The organism is Roseateles sp. GW835-FHT13E02 (assembly GCF_058794035.1).
In genome coordinates, this window is sequence record NZ_JBXAGJ010000001.1 from 74,073 (window position 1) to 90,817 (window position 16,745).

10 protein-coding genes are annotated in these 16,745 nt (G+C 70.5%); 6 read left to right on the top strand and 4 right to left on the bottom strand.

Going from position 1 to position 16,745, the window contains the following annotated elements:
- Position 1 precedes the first annotated feature (1 nt).
- Positions 2-8,848, top strand: coding sequence for a GH36-type glycosyl hydrolase domain-containing protein (locus AC1Q6P_RS00320; RefSeq protein WP_492663867.1), 8,847 nt, complete (start codon positions 2-4; stop codon positions 8,846-8,848).
- 78 nt (positions 8,849-8,926) lie between these two features.
- On the opposite strand, the gene AC1Q6P_RS00325 is transcribed toward AC1Q6P_RS00320, so the two are convergent.
- Together AC1Q6P_RS00325 and AC1Q6P_RS00330 are read right to left on the bottom strand one after the other, a co-directional pair.
- Positions 8,927-9,871, bottom strand: coding sequence for an OmpA family protein (locus AC1Q6P_RS00325; protein ID WP_492663868.1), 945 nt, complete (start codon positions 9,869-9,871; stop codon positions 8,927-8,929).
- Positions 9,872-9,929: 58 nt separating this feature from the next.
- Entirely contained in the window at positions 9,930-10,325 is a 396-nt protein-coding gene (locus tag AC1Q6P_RS00330; RefSeq protein WP_492663869.1) for a DUF4398 domain-containing protein, read from the bottom strand.
- A 313-nt stretch (positions 10,326-10,638) separates the two neighbouring features.
- Between AC1Q6P_RS00330 and AC1Q6P_RS00335 the strand changes: the two genes are divergently transcribed.
- Together AC1Q6P_RS00335 and AC1Q6P_RS00340 are read left to right on the top strand one after the other, a co-directional pair.
- Positions 10,639-10,902 carry a BON domain-containing protein gene (locus AC1Q6P_RS00335; protein ID WP_223696594.1) on the top strand — a complete coding sequence of 88 codons (264 nt, stop codon included), beginning with the start codon at positions 10,639-10,641 and terminating at the stop codon, positions 10,900-10,902.
- Between the two features lie 64 nt (positions 10,903-10,966).
- Entirely contained in the window at positions 10,967-11,221 is a 255-nt protein-coding gene (locus AC1Q6P_RS00340) for a CsbD family protein (RefSeq protein ID WP_171825988.1), read from the top strand.
- A gap of 43 nt (positions 11,222-11,264) precedes the next feature.
- Here the strand turns inward: AC1Q6P_RS00340 and AC1Q6P_RS00345 are convergent, their stop codons facing one another.
- Entirely contained in the window at positions 11,265-12,350 is a 1,086-nt protein-coding gene (locus tag AC1Q6P_RS00345) for an AI-2E family transporter (RefSeq protein WP_492663870.1), read from the bottom strand.
- 106 nt (positions 12,351-12,456) lie between these two features.
- Positions 12,457-12,900: a PRC-barrel domain-containing protein gene (locus AC1Q6P_RS00350; RefSeq protein ID WP_492663871.1), complete on the bottom strand. Its 444-nt coding sequence runs from the start codon at positions 12,898-12,900 to the stop codon at positions 12,457-12,459.
- A 242-nt stretch (positions 12,901-13,142) separates the two neighbouring features.
- Between AC1Q6P_RS00350 and AC1Q6P_RS00355 the strand changes: the two genes are divergently transcribed.
- The 3 genes from AC1Q6P_RS00355 (at position 13,143) to AC1Q6P_RS00365 (ending at position 16,737) form a co-directional block, all read left to right on the top strand.
- A complete protein-coding gene (locus AC1Q6P_RS00355; RefSeq protein ID WP_492663872.1) occupies positions 13,143-13,340 on the top strand; it encodes a hypothetical protein in 198 nt (65 codons plus the stop codon).
- Positions 13,337-13,480 carry a hypothetical protein gene (locus AC1Q6P_RS00360; RefSeq protein WP_492663873.1) on the top strand — a complete coding sequence of 48 codons (144 nt, stop codon included), beginning with the start codon at positions 13,337-13,339 and terminating at the stop codon, positions 13,478-13,480. Before AC1Q6P_RS00355 ends, AC1Q6P_RS00360 begins: the two co-directional genes overlap by 4 nt.
- 86 nt (positions 13,481-13,566) lie before the next feature.
- On the top strand, positions 13,567-16,737 hold the full coding sequence (locus AC1Q6P_RS00365) for an alpha/beta hydrolase family protein (RefSeq protein ID WP_492663874.1): 3,171 nt from the start codon (positions 13,567-13,569) through the stop codon (positions 16,735-16,737).
- The last annotated feature ends 8 nt before the right edge of the window (positions 16,738-16,745 follow it).

The following is a 16,745-nucleotide window of genomic DNA, read 5'->3' on the forward strand; positions in this document are numbered from 1 at the left end:
GATGGAGCTGCTGCACGCCCTGCTCGACCCCCGGCAGGGCCGCATGCTGGCGCCCATCCGCGCGGAAATCTTTGGCCAGCAGCGCTTTGCCCAGCATGGCCGCAGCCTGGCCGCCACCCACCGGGTGCGCGCGGCCCGCGAACAGCGGCGCGGTCAGACCTTTGTGCCGCGCCTGCGCAGCAATATCGACAGCTTGCGCCAGGCCCACCGCTTCCTGGCCCGCCAGGCCAGCACCGGCTTCGACATCAGCCCGGCGGCCGAATGGCTGCTCGACAACTTCCACCTGATCGAGGCCCAGCTGCAAGAGGTGCAGCAAGGCCTGCCGCGGCGCTACTTCCGCGCCCTGCCCGTGCTCAGCGAAGAGCCGCTGGCCGGCCTGCCGCGGGTCTACGGCGTCGCCTGGGCCTGCATCGCCCACACCGACGGCGCCTTCGATGAAGACCTGCTGGTCCATTTCCTGTGTGCCTACCAAGGCGTGCGGCCGCTCAATCTGGGCGAGATCTGGGCCCTGCCCACCACCTTGCGCGTGGTGCTGATCGAGAACCTGCGCCGCCTGGCCGAGCGCGTGGCCGGCCAGAAGGCCGCGCGCGAGCTGGCCAACCAGGCCTGTGACCGGATCGCCGAGCTCGACGTGGCCTCGCTGGAAGCCCAGCGCGCCGCCCTGCAGCAGCGTGGCCTGGACCAGCCCTTTCTGGCGCAGATGGCCCAGCGCCTGCTGCACCGTGCCGAGCCGCTGGATGCGGCGGCGCCTCTGGCCAGCCAGGCCCGCCGCGCCTGGCTGCTGCAAGCCCTGCCCGACCCGGCCGCCGCCCAGCTGCAACAAGCGGCCGAGCAGACGGCCGACAACCTCAGCGTCAGCAACGCCGTGCATTCCCTGCGCGTGATCGGCGAGGCCGATTGGCCCGAGATCATCGCCCGCAGCAGCCCGCTGATTCAGCTGCTGCTGGGCTGCGAGAGCTTTGCCGCCGAGCACAGCCGCACCCGTGACCAGACCCTGCATGCCATCGAGGCGCTGGCGCGCCGCTGCGGCCGCAGCGAGCTGGGCGTGGCCCAGCTGCTGCTCGATGTGATGCGCTGCCCGCGCGCCGGCGTCGATGTCCCGGCGGCCCACACCCAGACCTGCGGCCACTGGCTGCAAGGCGAAGGGCGACCGGTCCTGCTGCAGGCCCTGGGCCTGCGCGAATCGCCCGGCCTGGCCCTGCGCGCCGTGCTGCGCCGCCGTGCCCTGCCGCTCTACCTCGGCAGCCTGGGCCTGGCCACGGCCGCGGTGCTGGCCATGTTCTCGTGGCTGGAGCCCTCGCTGGCGGCCGCACCCTGGCCGGCCCTGCTGGCCTGTGCGGCCCTGATGCTGCTGCCGGCCTCCGAGGCTTGCCTGGCCTTGATGAACCGCCTGCTCAGCGAATCGCTGCGCCCGGCCGAGCTGCCCCGCCTGGCCCTGGCCGAGGGCATTCCACCGCCCCAGCGTGTGCTGGTGGTGATGCCGGTGCTGCTCAGCGACGCGGCCACCATCGCCGCCCTGGCCCACCGCCTGCACCTGCACCAGCTGGCCAACCCCGAGCCGCAGGCGCAGTTCGCTCTGCTCAGTGATTGGGCCGATGCCGATCAGGCCAGCAGCGAGGGCGACGAGGCCCTGCTCGGCGCCGCCGTCGCCGCCCTCGGCGCGCTCAACCGCGCCGCGCCGGTGGCGCCCGAGGCCCCGGCGCGCTTTCTGCTGCTGCACCGCCCGCGCCGCTTCAGCGACAGCGAGCAGCGCTGGATGGGCTGGGAGCGCAAGCGCGGCAAGCTGGAGCAGCTGGTCGAGCACCTGGCCTGCCCGGGCGAGGCGGTGTCACCCTTTGTCGAACTGGGCCGGCTCTCGCAACCGGCGCCGGGCATCCACCACCTGCTGACCCTGGACAGCGACACCCAGATGCCGCCCGGCCGCCTGCGCGAGCTGGTCGGCGTGGCCGCCCACCCGCGCAACGAGCCGCGCCTGAGCGAGGCCGGCGCCGCGCCCGAACAGCCGCGCCGCGTGCTGGCCGGCTATGCCATCCTGCAGCCGCGCGTGGTCACGCCGCTGCCGGCGCGCAGCGATTTCACGCCCTACCACTGGCTGTTTGCCGGCCAGTGCGGCATCGACCCCTACGGCTCGGCCAGCTCCGAGACCTACCAGGACCTGTTCGACGAAGGCAGCTTCAGCGGCAAGGGCCTGCTCCATGTGCAGGCCTTGCAGGCCGTGCTGAACGGCCGCCTGCCCGAGGGTCAGGTCTTGAGCCACGACCTGCTGGAAGGTGCGCTGGCGCGCTGCGCCGCGGTCAGCGACATCAGCCTGGTCGAGGATGCGCCATTTCATGCCGAGGTGGCCGCCTCGCGCCTGCACCGCTGGATCCGCGGTGACTGGCAGCTGCTGCCGTTTCTGCTGCCCGCCCTGATTCCGCAGCGCTGGAGCCGCCAGGCCCTGCGGCTGGGCGGGCTGAACCGCTGGAAGCTGGCCGACAACCTGCGCCGCTCCCTGGTGGCACCGGCCTCGCTGCTGCTCTTGCTGCTGGCCCTGGGCCTGCCGGCCGGGCTCTGGCTGGCACCGGGCGCGGCCCTGGCTCTGGTGCTGGCCGCCCATCTGGCCGGGCCGCTGCTGGGTGCCCTGGCCGGCCTGCTGCCCAGCCGCAGCGGCATCGCCCTCGGTCACTTCCTGCGCGAGGGCGGGGCCGAGCTGGCCCGGGCCCTGCTGGCCAGCCTCTGGCAGCTGGCCCTGCTGCTGGAGCAAAGCGCCCTGGCCCTGGATGCCATCGTGCGCGCGCTCTGGCGCAGCGGCCACAGCCACCGCCTGCTGCTGCAATGGACCACGGCCGCCGCCGCACAGGCGGCCCTGCTGCACAGCGGCACGCACTGGACAGCGATCTGGGCCCGGCGCCGCCGCGTCACCGTGGCCGGCCTGCTGCTGGCCGCGGGCCTGAGCCTGGCGCCCGCCACCGCACCGCGCCTGGCCCTGGGCCTGTGCCTGCTCTGGGCCGCCAGCCCGCTGTGGCTGGCCTGGGCCAGCCGGCCCGGCTGGCTGCAGGCCGGGCGGCGATCGCAGCGCATGGACGGGGCCGAGCAGCGCTATCTGCGCGGCATTGCCCGCGACACCTGGCGCTTCTTCGAGCGCTGCGTCGGCCCGCAAGACCGGCAGCTGCCCCCCGACAATCTGCAGCTGTTGCCGCAGGAGATGGTGGCCCACCGCAGCTCGCCCACCAATATCGGCCTCTACCTGCTGAGCGTGGCCTGCGCCCGCCAGTTCGGCTGGATCGGCAGCGAGGAGCTGATGCGCCGCCTCAGCGCCACCCTGGACAGCCTGGCCGCGCTGGAGCGCCACCGCGGTCATTGGCTGAACTGGTACGACACCGAAACTGGCACCGCCCTGCTGCCGCGTTATGTCTCCACCGTGGACAGCGGCAATCTCTGCGGCCATCTGCTGGCCGTGGCCCAGGCCTGCCGCAGCCTGGCGCTGGCGCCCTGGGCCAGCGGCCCCGCCGAAGCTGCGCTGGAAGACTCACACCAGCGCCTGCAGCCGCTGCGGGTGCTGTGGCCGCTGGCGAGGGAAGGTCGGGAACCGAGCTGGCCCCGCCTGCGCGAGCTGATCGAACTGCCGGCGCCGCTGGCCCAGGCGCGCGCCGATGAGGCAGGCTTCGAGCTGCTGCTCGAGCAGGCGGCCGGCGAGCTGGCCCAGCGCCGTGCCCGCAGCACCGGCGCGCATCAGGCACCGATCGAGCTCAGCAGCGACCCGCGCGAGCAGCTGAACTGGCTGCTGCTGGACCACCTGAACCTGCTGCGCTCGGCGCTGGAGGACATTCAGGCGCAGACCAAGGGCCGCACGGCCACGTCCAGCCCCCAGTTGCTGGCCCTGGCCCAGCGCTGCGAAGCGCTCGCCGCCGAGCCCGACTTCGGTTTTCTCTACCACCCCAAGCGCCATCTGCTGCACATCGGCTTCCGCGTGGCCGAGCAGGAGCTGGACGCCGGCTTCTACGACCTGCTGGCCTCGGAGTCGCGCCTGACCAGCCTGCTGGCCATGGCCAAGGGCGATGTGCCGGTGCGGCACTGGGCGGCGCTGGGCCGGCCCTTCTTTGCCTCGGGCCTGGCAGCGGGCCTGCGCTCCTGGTCGGGCTCGATGTTCGAGTACCTGATGCCCAGCCTGATGCTGGACGAGCCGGTGGGCAGCGCCCTACGCGGCGCCTGCCGTGCGGCGATTGCCGAGCAGCGCGCCTTTGGCGCCCGCACCGGCCTGCCCTGGGGCATCTCGGAATCGGCCTATGCCGGGCGCGACCACAGCCTGGCCTACCAGTACGCGCCGCAAGGCGTGCCGCGCCTGGCCCTGCGCCGCACGCCGCCCGAGGAGCTGGTGATCGCGCCCTACGCCACCGCCCTGGCCGCGCAGCTGGAGCCGCGCCTGGCCTGCCGCAACTTCGCCCTGCTGGAGGAGCTGTCTGCGCGCGGCCGCTACGGCTTCATCGAGGCGCTGGATTTCAGCCCGGCACGCCAGGGCCAGGAGCAAGGCCCGGGCCTGCCCGAGCGCCGCCTGGCCGGCTGCGTACCGGTGGTGACCTTCATGGCCCACCACCAGGGCATGAGCATCGTCGCCCTGGCCAATGTGCTGCTGGACGGTCAGGTGCAGCGCTGGGGCATGGCCTATGCGCCGCTGGAGGCGGTGGCCTCCCTGCTGCACGAGCGTGCGCCGCGCGAGCTGCCGCGCCTGAGCCTGCCGGTGGCCCTGCTGCCGGCGCCGGTGTTCGAGCGCCGCGTCAGCGGCCTGCTGCGCGAGGTGGACCCGGGCGAGGCCGCCATCGAGCCCAGCCAGCTGCTCTCCAACGGCCGCTACCACCTGAGCCTGCGGCCCAACGGGGCCGGCGCTTCGCAGCTGGGCAGCAGCGGCTTGAGCCGCCAGCGCGACGATGCCTTGCGCGATGAGTACGGCAGCTTTCTCTTTCTGCGCGGCCTGGACCCGGCCGAGCCGCAGCGCCTGGTCTCGCTGACCCAGCATCCCGCGCCCGATGCTCGGGCCGATTACCGCTGCAGCTTCCACCCCGACCGCGTCTGCCTGAGCGCGCACTGGCCGGGCCTGAGCAGCCAGCTGACCGTCTGGGTCAGCCCCGAGGACGACATCGAGTTCCGCCAGGTCGAGCTGCACAACCTCGGTGATCGGCCGCTGGAGCTCGAGCTGATCTCGGCCTTCGAGCCCACCCTGGCCGAAGCCGGCGCCGACGAAGCGCACCCGGCCTTCAGCAACCTGTTTCTGCGCGCCCAGTGGCAGGCGGCGCAGCAAGCCCTGCTGCTGCAGCGCAAGCCGCGCCTGCCGGGCGAGCCCGAGCTGCTGCTGGCGCATTTCCTGACCGAGCTCTGCCCCGAGAGCCCCGCAGCCGAGAGCGGCCTGCAAGGACTGGCCCTGCAGACCGACCGCCAGCTCTGGCGCGGCCGCCTGCAGCCGGCCTGCCGCCCGCGTGGCCAGCTGCGCGCCGTGCCGGCCGGGCAGGAGGCGGTGGTGCTGGACACCGGCCTGGACCCGGTCTGCGTGCTGGCCGCGCGCCTGCGCATCCCGGCCCAGGGCAAGCTGATGCTGACCTTTGCCACCGCGGCCAGCCGCGAGGCCGGCACGCTGCATGCGGTGATCGACAAGTACCGGCAGGCCGCCCATGTGCAACGTGCCTCGCTGATGTCGGCCACGCTCTGCGGCATCCGCCTGCGCAGCCTGCGCATCAGCCCGGCCAATCTGGCGGCCGTGCAGACCCTGAGCAGCGCGCTGCTGCTGAGCCTGAGCCGCCCGCAGCTGCAAGAGGCAGCGGGCGGGCTGCTGGACGGCACGCCCGGCTGCGATCGCAGCCTGCTCTGGCGCTTCGGCATCTCGGGCGAGCGGCCGCTGATCGTCGTGCAGGCCGGGGTGATCGAAGGCCTGGGCCTGCTGCGCAGCCTGGCGCAGGCCCTGAACCTCTGGGCCTGGGCCGGCGTGGCCTGCGATCTGGTGGTGATCAATGCCGAATCGGCCTCCTACCACATGGCCTTGCAGCGCGAGCTGGCGGCCCTGCGCGAACGCCATCTCGCCGAAGGCGCCGCCCAGGCGCAGATGCAGAACACGCACAACACCCAGGGCAAGGCCGCGGGCCCGAGCCGCACCCTGTTCCACCTGCTGCGCGCCGAGGATGTCAGCCCCGCCGAGCTGGGCAGCTTGCGCGCGCTGGCCAGCGTCTGCCTGGAAGCCGATGGCCGGCCCTTGCACCACCAGGTGCGGGTCTGGAGCGCCGCCTTCGAGGCCGCCTGCCAGCAGCGCCAGGACGGCGGCGCCGAGGTCGTGGCGCTGTGCCGCAGCGCGGCGCGGCAGCCGGCCGACCCAGGGCGCTTCAGCCCGGACGGCGCGCGCTTCGAATTCGAGGTCAGCGCGCGCCAGAGGCCCGAGCGGCCCTGGATCAATGTGCTGGCCAACCCGGGCTTCGGCACCCAGGTCTCGGACAGCGGCGCCGGCTACAGCTGGGCGCTGAACAGCCGCCTGCACCAGCTCAGCGCCTGGTCCAACGACCCGGTGGCCGACACCCCGGGCGAATGGTGGCTGCTGCAGGACGAGGCCAGCCAGGAGGTCTGGAGCCTGGCGCCCTCGGCCTGGGGCGAGGGCTCGCCGGCCCAGGTCTGTCACAGCCAGGGCTGGACCGAGATGCGCCAGCAGCGCGCAAGCCTGAGCTGGACCCTGCGCTGGTGTGTCGATGCCGAGCAGGCCATCAAGCAGGTGCAGCTGCGCCTGCACAACGCGGGTGAGCGCAGCCGGCGCTTGCGCCTGATCGGCCTGGTCGAATGGCTGATGGGCGCGCAGCGCAGCGAGCGCATGAGCTGCGACAGCCGCATGCTGCAGCTGGATGGCGGCCTGGCCCTGCTGTGCACGCAGCGCGAGGGCTCGGCCGGCTTTGGCCAGAGCACGGCCTTCCTGACCCTGCTGCCCATGGCCCCGGGCACGGCCGGCCCCGAGGACAGCCTGGACTGGAGCTGCGACCGCCGCGAATGCTTCGACGCCCGCGGCCGCCTGCAGCTGCCGCAGCATGGCGGCGAGGTGGAGGGCGCCGGCCTGGACCCCTGCGCCCTGCTGAGCCGGCGCTGGACCCTGGCGGCCGGCGCGCGCTGCGAGCAGACCTTTCTGCTCGGCCATGCCGCCAGCCCGGCCGCGGCCCAGCGCCTGCTGACCCAGGCCGTGCGCCATCCGCCGCTGCAGCGCCTGAGCCTGGTGCGGGCACGCTGGGACGCCTTGCTGGAGGCCAGCGAGGTGCAGACACCCGACACGCTGTTCGACGCCCTGGTCAACCGCTGGCTGCTCTACCAGACCCTGGCCTGCCGCCTGTGGGCCAAGGCAGGCTTCTACCAGGCCGGGGGCGCCACGGGCTTTCGCGACCATCTGCAGGACGCCATGGCCCTGGCCTGGGCCGCGCCCGAGCTGCTGCGCGCGCAGATCCTGCTGCATGCCAGCCGCCAGTTCGCCGAGGGCGATGTGCAGCACTGGTGGCATGCGCCGCTGGGCGCGGGCGTGCGCACCCATTGCTCGGACGATCTGCTCTGGCTGCCCCTGGCCTGCCTGCAGCATCTGCGCATCAACGGCGATGCGGGCTTGCTGGACGAAAGCGTGCCCTTCCTGAACGGCGTGGAGCCGCCCGAGCTGGGCGAGGACCGCTACGCCCGACCCGGCATCAGCACCCAGCGGGCCAGCGTCTACGAACATGCAGCGCTGAGCATCGACCGCAGCCTGCGCGTGGGCCGCCATGGCCTGCCCCTGATGGGCACGGGCGACTGGAACGATGGCATGAACCGCGTGGGCCAGGGCGGCCAGGGCGAATCGGTCTGGCTGGGCTGGCTGCTCTGGCGCCTGGTGATGGACTTTGCGCCGCTGGCACAGGCGCGCGGCCAGCATCTGCGGGCGCAACGCTGGCTGGACGCGGCGCAGGGCTGGCAGCAGGCCTTGCTGGGCACGGCCTGGGGCGGGGCCTGGTTCACCCGCGCCTACTTCGACGACGGCCAGGCCCTGGGCGGCCAGGCTCACAAGCCCGAGCCGGGCCAGGCCCGCATTGACCTGATTGCCCAGGCCTGGAGCGTGCTGTCCGGCGCTGCGCCGCTGGACCTGCAGGCGCGCGCCCTGGCCTCGATGGATGGCTTGCTCGTGGACAGCAGCGCCGACCTGATCCGCCTGCTGGACCCGCCGCTGCAGGATGCTGCAGAAGCGGGGGCCGCCGGCACCGACCACGCCCACAACCCCGGCTACATCCAGGCCTACCCACCCGGTGTGCGCGAGAACGGCGGCCAGTACACCCATGCCGGCGTGTGGGCGCTGATGGCCCAGGCCGGCCTGGCGCGCCAGCTGCTGGAGCTGACCCAGGGAGAGCCCCAAGCCCTGGCGGCGGCAGCCCTGCAAGCCCAGGCCGAACGCGCCAGCGAGAACGCCTACCGCTACTTCCGCTACCTGAGCCCGGCCCACCGCACCAACCACCCGCGCCAGAGCCGGGTCTACGGCGCCGAGCCCTATGCCGTGGCCGGCGATGTCTACAGCGCCCCGCCCTACACCGGCCGCGGCGGCTGGAGCTGGTACACCGGCTCGGCCGCCTGGTTGCACCGGGCGGCGCTGGAATCCATCTTCGGCCTGGCGCTGGGCACGGACCACTTCAGCTTGCAACCCTGCCTGCCCCTGGACTGGCCGCAAGCCCGCCTGATCCTGCGCCGCCAGGGCCGGCTGCTGCAGATCACCCTGCTGCGCGGAACGCCCGCGCAAGCCCAGGCCCTGGCGCACGAACAAGCGGCGCAGCTGCTGCGACCAGGGCAGCGGCAGGCCCTCGCCGGGCTGCCACTCGAGGCGCGCTTTGTCTTGCAACTCTGAGGTCTGTGCGCCGGGGCATGCGCCCATGGAAAAGGGCGGCCGAGGCCGCCCTTCACTTCTTCTTGACCGGCCGCGCGCTCAGCGCGAGGCCATCACCCCACTCTCATCCGAGAGCACGATCTCGACCCGCCGGTTCTGCTGGCGGCCGGCAGCGTTGTCATTGCTGGCGACCGGGTGGGTCTCACCCATGGCCTGGCTCACCACGCGGCCGGGTTCCACCCCCAGAGCCAGCAAGGCGCTGCGCACCGACTCGGCGCGGCGGCCGGACAGCGACTCGTTGCTGCTGGAACTGCCGACGCTGTCGGCATAACCTTCCACCCGCACGCGACGCTCGGGATAGGTCTTCAGAAAGACCGACAGACGCTCCAGATCCCGCTGGGCACCGCTCTTGAGCTCGGCGCGGTTGTTGTCAAACAGCACATCACCGATGGTGATGACCAGACCGCGCTCGGTCTGCTTGGCATGCAACTCGCGGATCTGGGTCTCCAGCTGGTAGGTGCGGATGCGTGCCTGCTCGGCCTGGTTCTGCGCCTGCAGCTGGACGGCGGCCGTCTGCGCCTGGGCGTTCAGGCTGTCCTGCTGCGACTGCGCCGCCTGGGCCTGGGCGATGCCGGCGGCTTGACCCGCGCGATCGGCCTCTTGCGTGCGGGCCTGCAGGCGGATCTGGTCGCGCTGGGCATTGGCGCTGCTCACCGCCGCCTCGGCCAGCTTCTGGCGCGTGGTCTCCTGGGCGATGGCGACCTGCTGCTGGGCCAGGAAGGCCAGGTGATCGACCTTGGCGCTAGCGTCCTGTGCGGCCCAGGCGCTGTTGGCGCGGTCCAGGGCTTCGCGGGCCAGTTTCATCTCGCTGGCGGCATGGGCGGCCGTCTGCGGGTCGGCCTGGGCGCTGCGGTAATCGCTGCGCGCCCGGTCGAGCTGGAGGTTGTCGCTGGGCAGGCTGCTGCAGCCCAGCAGGCTGGCCGAGACGGCCAGCAAGGCCGCACTGACCAGGGACAGGGAATGGATGCGACGGGGAGATTTCATGGCGGGGGTGTCCTTGTCGGAGAGATGGGAGGGATGCGCGGGATGGAATCGAGGCCGCTCAGGGCGTCTTGCGCCGCAGCTCTTCGCTGAGCACACGGCTGGCCTCGCGCAGCTCATCGGCGGCCTTGCCGGCCTTGCCGGCACCGGCTTTCTTCTCGGCCAGCTGGGCCTGGACTTGCGCGTCCTGGGCCAGCCAGAGCGCTTGTTCGTAGTTCTTCTCGTTCATGGCCCGCTCGGCTCGGGTCAGCTTGTCCTGGGCATTGCGCAGCTCCAGCGGCGCCCATTGCCCGGCGCCGGATGCCGTCGCGCTGTTGAGGGCGGCGGTGGACACCGTCATCTGTTCGGTCGGCGGCGGCATGCTGGCGCAAGCCGCCAACAGGCCGGCGCCGCACAGCGCGGCCCAGGCCCGGGCCCGGACATGTCGGGGCGTGGTGATCGTGATCGGGGTGCTCATCGGGTGCTCCAAGGTGTTGACACGGATGAGCGAGCCTGGGGTGTGAGGCGGAGCGCGTCGGTTCGCTGGCGAACGCTGGCGGCCGATTCGGGCTCAAGGCCTCTTGTCCTACAGCGGATTGCGCTGTTGCCCTAGGCGGCCGCCCCCGGCGCCGCCGGATAGTGACGGTAGCCCGCTGCGGCGCATCCCGCGCCGGCGGCCTTTCAAGCAAGGAATCATCATGAATCAAGTCAGGCCACAGCTCACCCGCCCGCCACTCCGAACCCTGATCCTCGGCGGCATCTACACCGGCCTTTGCGCCAGCCTGCTGCTGATGGGCAGCGGCTGTGCCGTCACCCGCGGCCAGGAGACCGTCGGCGCCTATCTGGACGACAGCGCCATCACCACGGCCGTCAAGGGCCGCTTCATTGACAACAAAGATGTCGACGCCTCGGCCATCAGCGTCGAAACCCTGCAAGGCACGGTGATGCTCTCGGGCTTTGCCAAGAGCAGCCGCGAAAAGACCACGGCCGAGGCGCTGACCTGGAAGGTGGTGGGCGTCAAGGCGGTGAAGAACGAGATCGCCGTCCGGCCTTGAACGGCCCCGGCAACTCGAGCACTTGAACGTTCAATCACACACTCACCCTCAAAGGACACCCACCATGAACTGGGATCGCATACAAGGCAATTGGAAGCAGGCGGCCGGCAAGGCCAAGGAGCAGTGGGGCAAGCTCAGCGACGACGATCTGGACGTGGTGGCCGGGCGCCGCGACCAGCTGGCCGGCCTGATCCAGGAACGCTATGGCCTGATCAAGGAAGAAGCTGAAAAGCAGCTGGCCGCCTGGGAACGCCGCGCCAGCGAAGGCTGGTTCAGCAGCCCCAAGCCCGCCCATGATGGCAAGGTTCCGAAGAAGTAGTCATCCTCAGCCTGCGCACCGCGGAGCCCGCAGCGGCGCCCGATCAGAGAAGCTGGTCCGGCGCCGCTGCGCTTGGCGTTGCCGCAACGACCGGTGCCGGACGGGCTGTCCACATCTGCACCAGATTCAAGCCCACGGCCAGCATGGGCGGGCCGATGAAGATGCCGATGAAGCCGAAGGCCGCGATGCCACCGAACACGCCCAGCACGATCAGCAGCATGGGCAAGGCGCTGTGGCGGCTGATCAGCAAGGGCTTGACCACGTTGTCGATGCTGCTGATGGCCAGCAAGCCCCAGAGCAACATGAACACCCCCCAGCCGGGCTGCTCCTGCTGGAACAGCCAGATGGTGGCGCCGCCCCAGATCAGCGGCGGGCCGACCGGAATCATGGACAGGAAAAACGTGGCCGCCGCCAGCACCAGGGCGCCGGGCACACCGGCCACCCAGAAGCCGGCCAGGGCCACCAGGCCCTGGGCCAAGGCAGTACCGAAGATGCCGTGCACCACGCCAGTGACGGTGTGGTGCACGGTGTCGAGAATCTCATCGCCGTGCCCCCCGGCCAAGGTACCCAGCATGGCACGTGCGCTCGCGACCAGCTTTTCGCCATCGCGATAGAAGAAGAACAACACAAAGGCGGCAAACAGCATCTGGATCAAGCTGCCGGCCACGGCACGGCCGGCCACCAGCAGCACGGTCTTGGTGGGCTCGATCAGGCTTTTGAGCAGGGCCACGAACTCCTCGCGGCTGTCGGCGATGCGGTGCCAGTAGTTGTCCAGCGGCACGCCGACCAGGGGCAGCTCGCGCAACCAGGCCGGTGGCGGCATGGGCCCGGCGTCCAGCAGCAAACGCACACGCTCAACGGCATGGGTCACATCATCAGCCAGACTCATGGCCAGCAAGCTGCTGGGACCGATGACCAGCACGACCAAGAGCAAGGTCATCACCGCGGCAGACACGGTGGCACGCCCGTTCAAGCGACTCCGCAGGCGTAGATGCAGGGGCCAGCTGGCCGAGCAGGCCACGGCGGCAAACAAAAGGGCCGGAATGAAGGGCTGCAGGATCTGGAAGCAGCCGATCACGACGACGGACAGGGCGGCGAGCTGGATGTAGTGCTGCAGCTTGGAATTCACGGGACACAAGACTCCATGCGGGGCCCGCACAGGCGGGCCGGGTGGCGAACCACGAGACCCGCCGAGCATAGCCGCTGCATTGCCCCGGTGCCGTCAGGCACGGGTTTCAGCGATTCATGCTGTCGGCATAGGGCTTGCTGCCATAGTAGGCATGGACACTCCGCGCCCACTCGGCATCGGCCATATCGGGCCACTGCGATTTGTCGAAACCGGGCGCGCCCTGCAGGCGCTCACGCTCGACATTGAGCACAAAGCGCTTGTGCAAGGTGTCCAGGCGCAGGGCGCTGAAGGGCACGGCAAACAGCTTCTCGCCCATGCCGAGAAAGCCGCCAAAGGCGAGCACGGCGTAGGCGACTTGGCCGGTCTTCATGTCCAGCATCAGCTCCTTGATGTCGCCCAGATCGTCCTCGCTGAGGCTGACCACATCGTTGCCGATCAAGGTGTCGGCGCCCATCAGCTGCGGGCCGGGGCCGGTGCCCGTGCCGTTGCTGCTCTTGCGCTGCGCATTGCTCTTGTAAATGCCGTAGGGATCGCGGTCTTCGTAGCTCATGGTGTGGGTCCTCCAGGGCCGCCGGGATGGCAGCTCAGAACTCCAGCCTAGGGCGGGTGCCTGGCCCCGGTCTGTGCCCTAGCGCACCCGGCAGGCGCGGCAGGGCGGCGCAGCAAGGCGTCACGGCAGGCGCGGTGCGCTGGCGAACCGACTTCGGGCCTCGGCGCCGCTACAACCGCAGCTCTTGCTTCAGTTGCCTCACTTGCCGCACTTGCTTCACCTCCTCCACTATCAAGGACGTCATGAAAACACGCAGCACCCTGCACCTGCCCGTCCGCCCCGGCGCGGCGCCCGCACCGGCGCGCGAGCTAATCTTCCCCCTGCCTCAGCCGCGCGCGCGCCGACCGCAGCGGGCCGAGCTCGGCGGGGACGAAGCCACGCAAGCGAGCGAGGTCCCCGCCGACGCAGCGGCCACGGCCAGCCCGGGGGTGCGCGCATGAACACCGGGCTGTACCTGCTGGCCCTCTTGCTGCTGCTGCCTTCCGTGGCCCTGGCCGGCTGGATGTGGTGGACCTTGGCGGACTTCCACCTTGAGGGCCTGCAACTCGCGGAAATCGGCACGGCCGACTGGGAGGCATGATCCATTCGGACCCAGGAGCGGGCCCGGGCTTGATATAAAGCGCAGCTTGATGATTCCCCACGCCTGTTTGCGCAGGCGCCGCTGCGATGTCTGGCTCCCACTCCGGCCCTTCGGGCTCCGCCCTCCTCCCTCACCCCCGCGCAGCGACGCGCCCCGCTCGCTTCAAGCAGCAGCTGCGCGCATGGCCTCTGGCCATCAGCCTGGCCGGCGCCGGCCTGGGGCTGCTGAGCCTGCCCCTGCATGCCGCCGAAACCGCGCCCGTGGGTGCGAGTGCGCCCGCGGCCAGCGCGAAGCAAGCCATCGACCACGCCGCGTACGCCGGCTGGCGCAGCATCCAGGGCACGGCCCTGAGCCGCGACGGCCAGTGGGCGGCTTACGCCCTGGTGGGCCAGGAAAGCGACGGTGAGCTGGTGCTGCGCCGCCTGGCCGATGGACAGGAATGGCGCGTGCCGCGCGGCACGGCGCCGGTCTTCAGCGCCGACGGTCGCTTTGTCGCCTATGCCATCCAGCCCAGCCGCGCCGAGCTGGACAAGGCCAAGAAGGACAAGAAAAAAGGCGAGGACGCGCCCAAGCCCGGCGCCGGCTGGCTGGACCTGAGCAGCGGCAAGCCCGAGAGCCTGGAGCGCGTCAAGCGCTTCGCCTGGGCCGAGGACGGCGGCAGCCATCTGGCCCTCTTGCTGGAGCCGGTCAAGGAAGCCGCCAAAAAAGACGAGGCCGCCAAGGCCAAAACCGATGAGGGCGACGAGGCCGGTGACCAAACCGCCGCCGCCGCCACGAACAGCGCCGCCGGCAAAAAGAAGGACAGCGGCAGTGAGCTGTTGCTGATCAACGCCGCCACCGGCCAGCGGCAGAGCCTGGACAAAGAGGCCAGCGATTTCGTCTGGGCCCGCTCGGGCCAGCGCATCGCCTATGCGGTCAGTGTGAAAGAACCGTCAGGCAAAGCCGATGCCGCCACCACCGCCAAGGCGCGAGCGCGCGAAGGCGTCTACCTGCTGGAGCTGGGAGCGGAGAACGCCACGCCGCAAGCGCTGCTGGCCGGTGCGGGCAGCTACAGGCAGCTGGCTTTTGACCGCAGCGGCCAGCAACTGGCCTGGCTGAGCAACCGTGACCATCTGGCAGCGCAGGCGGCCAAGACGGAAGACAAGTCCGAATCCAAAGCCGAGGACAAAAAAGACAAGGCCGAGGAGCCGACACCGTTCAAGCTCTTCTTCTGGTGCGCCGATCAGAAAACCGCACTGGCCGTGGTCAGCGCCGAGACGGCCGGCCTGCCCGCCGGTTGGGCCCCGAGCGAGCATGGGGCCTTGAGCTTCAGCAAGGACGGCCAGCGCCTGTTCCTGGGCACCGCGCCCCTGCCCAAGGCCGAGCCCAAGGACGCGCCCGAGCCGATCAAGGTGGACCTCTGGCACTGGAAAGACCCCGAGCTGCAATCGGTGCAGAAGGTCAAGGCCGACAAGGAACGCCAGCGCAACTACCGCGCCGTGCTGCATCTGCCCGCGACGGGCAGCGAAGCGGCGCCGCGCCTGGTGCAGCTGGCCCGCACCGAGCTGCCCACGGTGGTGATCAACGACAACGCCGAGATGGGCCTCGGTCTGTCCGAGCTGCCCTACCAGATCGAAGCCTCCTGGCAGGGGCAGAAGCAGGATGCCTACGCCGTCAACCTGCAAACCGGCGAGGCCAAGCTGCTGGCCCGCAAGCTCAAGTTCGCACCCAAGCTCTCGCCGACCGGCCGCTATGTGCTGGGCTATCAGGTCGAGGACCGCGGCTGGTGGGCCTGGGACACGCGCAGCGGCCAGGCGCAGGCACTGACCGCCAAGCTCAGCAAGCGCAGCGGCCTGCACTTCGACAACGAGGAGCGCGACACGCCCGGGCCAGCCGAACCCTATGGCTCGGCGGGCTGGACCGAGGGCGACGCCAGCGTCGTGCTCTACGACCGCTACGACCTTTGGGCCGTGCAGCTCAGTGACCTGAGCACCCGCAACCTCAGCCAGGGCTGGGGTCGCAAGAACGGCCTGCAGCTGCGCCAGATCGTGCTGGACATCGAAGAGCCCGAGCACAAACCCCTGCCTGCCGCGGGCCTGATGCTGGGCGCCACCCATCTGCTCAAGCGCGACACCGGCTTCTACCTGCTGCCATTGGCCGGCGGCCAGCCGCAGCGTCTGCTGCATGCCGACAAGCTGCTGGGCACGGTGATCAAGGCCAAGCAGGCCGACACCCTGCTCTACACGCAGCAAAGCTTCAGCGAGTTCCCCGACCTCTGGGCCAGCAACACCGCCCTGGCCGCGCCGAAAAAGATCAGCCAGGCCAACCCACAGCAGGCTGGCTACCTCTGGGGCACACAGGAGCTGATGGATTACACCAGCGCCGACGGCAAGAAGCTGCAAGCCCTGCTGACCAAGCCCGAGAACTTCGACCCGGCCAAGAAGTACCCGGTGATGGTCTACATCTACGAAAAGATGACGGACAAGCTGCACAACCATGTGGCGCCGGCGCCGGGCCAGAACATCAACCCGACCCGCTATGCCAGCCAGGGCTATCTGGTGCTGCGCCCCGACGTGGTGTTCAGCGTCGGCCACCCGGGCCAGAGCGCCATGAACACGGTGCTGCCGGCCGTGCGCGAGTTGATCAAGAAGGGCTACGCCGACCCCAAGCGTGTGGGCATCCAGGGCCACAGCTGGGGCGCCTACCAGATCAATTACATGCTGACGCGCACGGATATGTTCCGTGCCGCTGAGGCCGGTGCTTCCATGGCCAATATGGTCAGCGGCTACGGCGGCATCCGCTGGGGCACCGGCATCAGCCGCGCGGTGCAGTACGAACAAGGCCAAAGCCGCATCGGCGCCACGCCCTGGGACAAGCCGCAGCTCTACATCGAGAACTCGCCCATCTTCCAGATCCACAAAGTGCAAACGCCCTACCTCACCGTGCACAACGATGAGGACGATGCCGTGCCCTTCTACCAGGCCATCGAGTTCTTCACTGCCCTGCGCCGCCTGGGCAAGGAGGCCTACTGGTTCAACTACAACGGCGAGAAGCACGGCCTGCGCGAGCGCGACAGCATCAAGCACTTCAGCCTGCACATGGCCGAGTTCTTCGACCACTACCTGCTGAACGCGCCGCGCCCGGCTTGGATGGACCAACCCGTGCCCTGGCTGGAACGCGGCAAGCGCGATGTGTCGGAGGCCTACAAGCCAAAGGCTGCTGAAGCAGCGGGCAACAAATCAGGCTCAGCAAGCGCTGCGGCCGCCACGTCTCCGTAAACCGTTAG

What these genes read in the sequence shown, in the direction of transcription:
- AC1Q6P_RS00320 (WP_492663867.1), top strand. Translation starts at nt 2, where the DNA reads ATGGAGCTGCTGCACGCCCTGCTCGACCCCCGGCAGGGCCGCATGCTG.
- AC1Q6P_RS00340 (WP_171825988.1), top strand. Translation starts at nt 10,967, where the DNA reads ATGAACTGGGATCGCATACAAGGCAATTGGAAGCAGGCGGCCGGCAAG.
- AC1Q6P_RS00330 (WP_492663869.1), bottom strand. Translation starts at nt 10,325, where the DNA reads ATGAGCACCCCGATCACGATCACCACGCCCCGACATGTCCGGGCCCGG.
- AC1Q6P_RS00350 (WP_492663871.1), bottom strand. Translation starts at nt 12,900, where the DNA reads ATGAGCTACGAAGACCGCGATCCCTACGGCATTTACAAGAGCAATGCG.
- AC1Q6P_RS00355 (WP_492663872.1), top strand. Translation starts at nt 13,143, where the DNA reads ATGAAAACACGCAGCACCCTGCACCTGCCCGTCCGCCCCGGCGCGGCG.
- AC1Q6P_RS00360 (WP_492663873.1), top strand. Translation starts at nt 13,337, where the DNA reads ATGAACACCGGGCTGTACCTGCTGGCCCTCTTGCTGCTGCTGCCTTCC.
- AC1Q6P_RS00335 (WP_223696594.1), top strand. Translation starts at nt 10,639, where the DNA reads ATGGGCAGCGGCTGTGCCGTCACCCGCGGCCAGGAGACCGTCGGCGCC.
- AC1Q6P_RS00365 (WP_492663874.1), top strand. Translation starts at nt 13,567, where the DNA reads ATGTCTGGCTCCCACTCCGGCCCTTCGGGCTCCGCCCTCCTCCCTCAC.
- AC1Q6P_RS00325 (WP_492663868.1), bottom strand. Translation starts at nt 9,871, where the DNA reads ATGAAATCTCCCCGTCGCATCCATTCCCTGTCCCTGGTCAGTGCGGCC.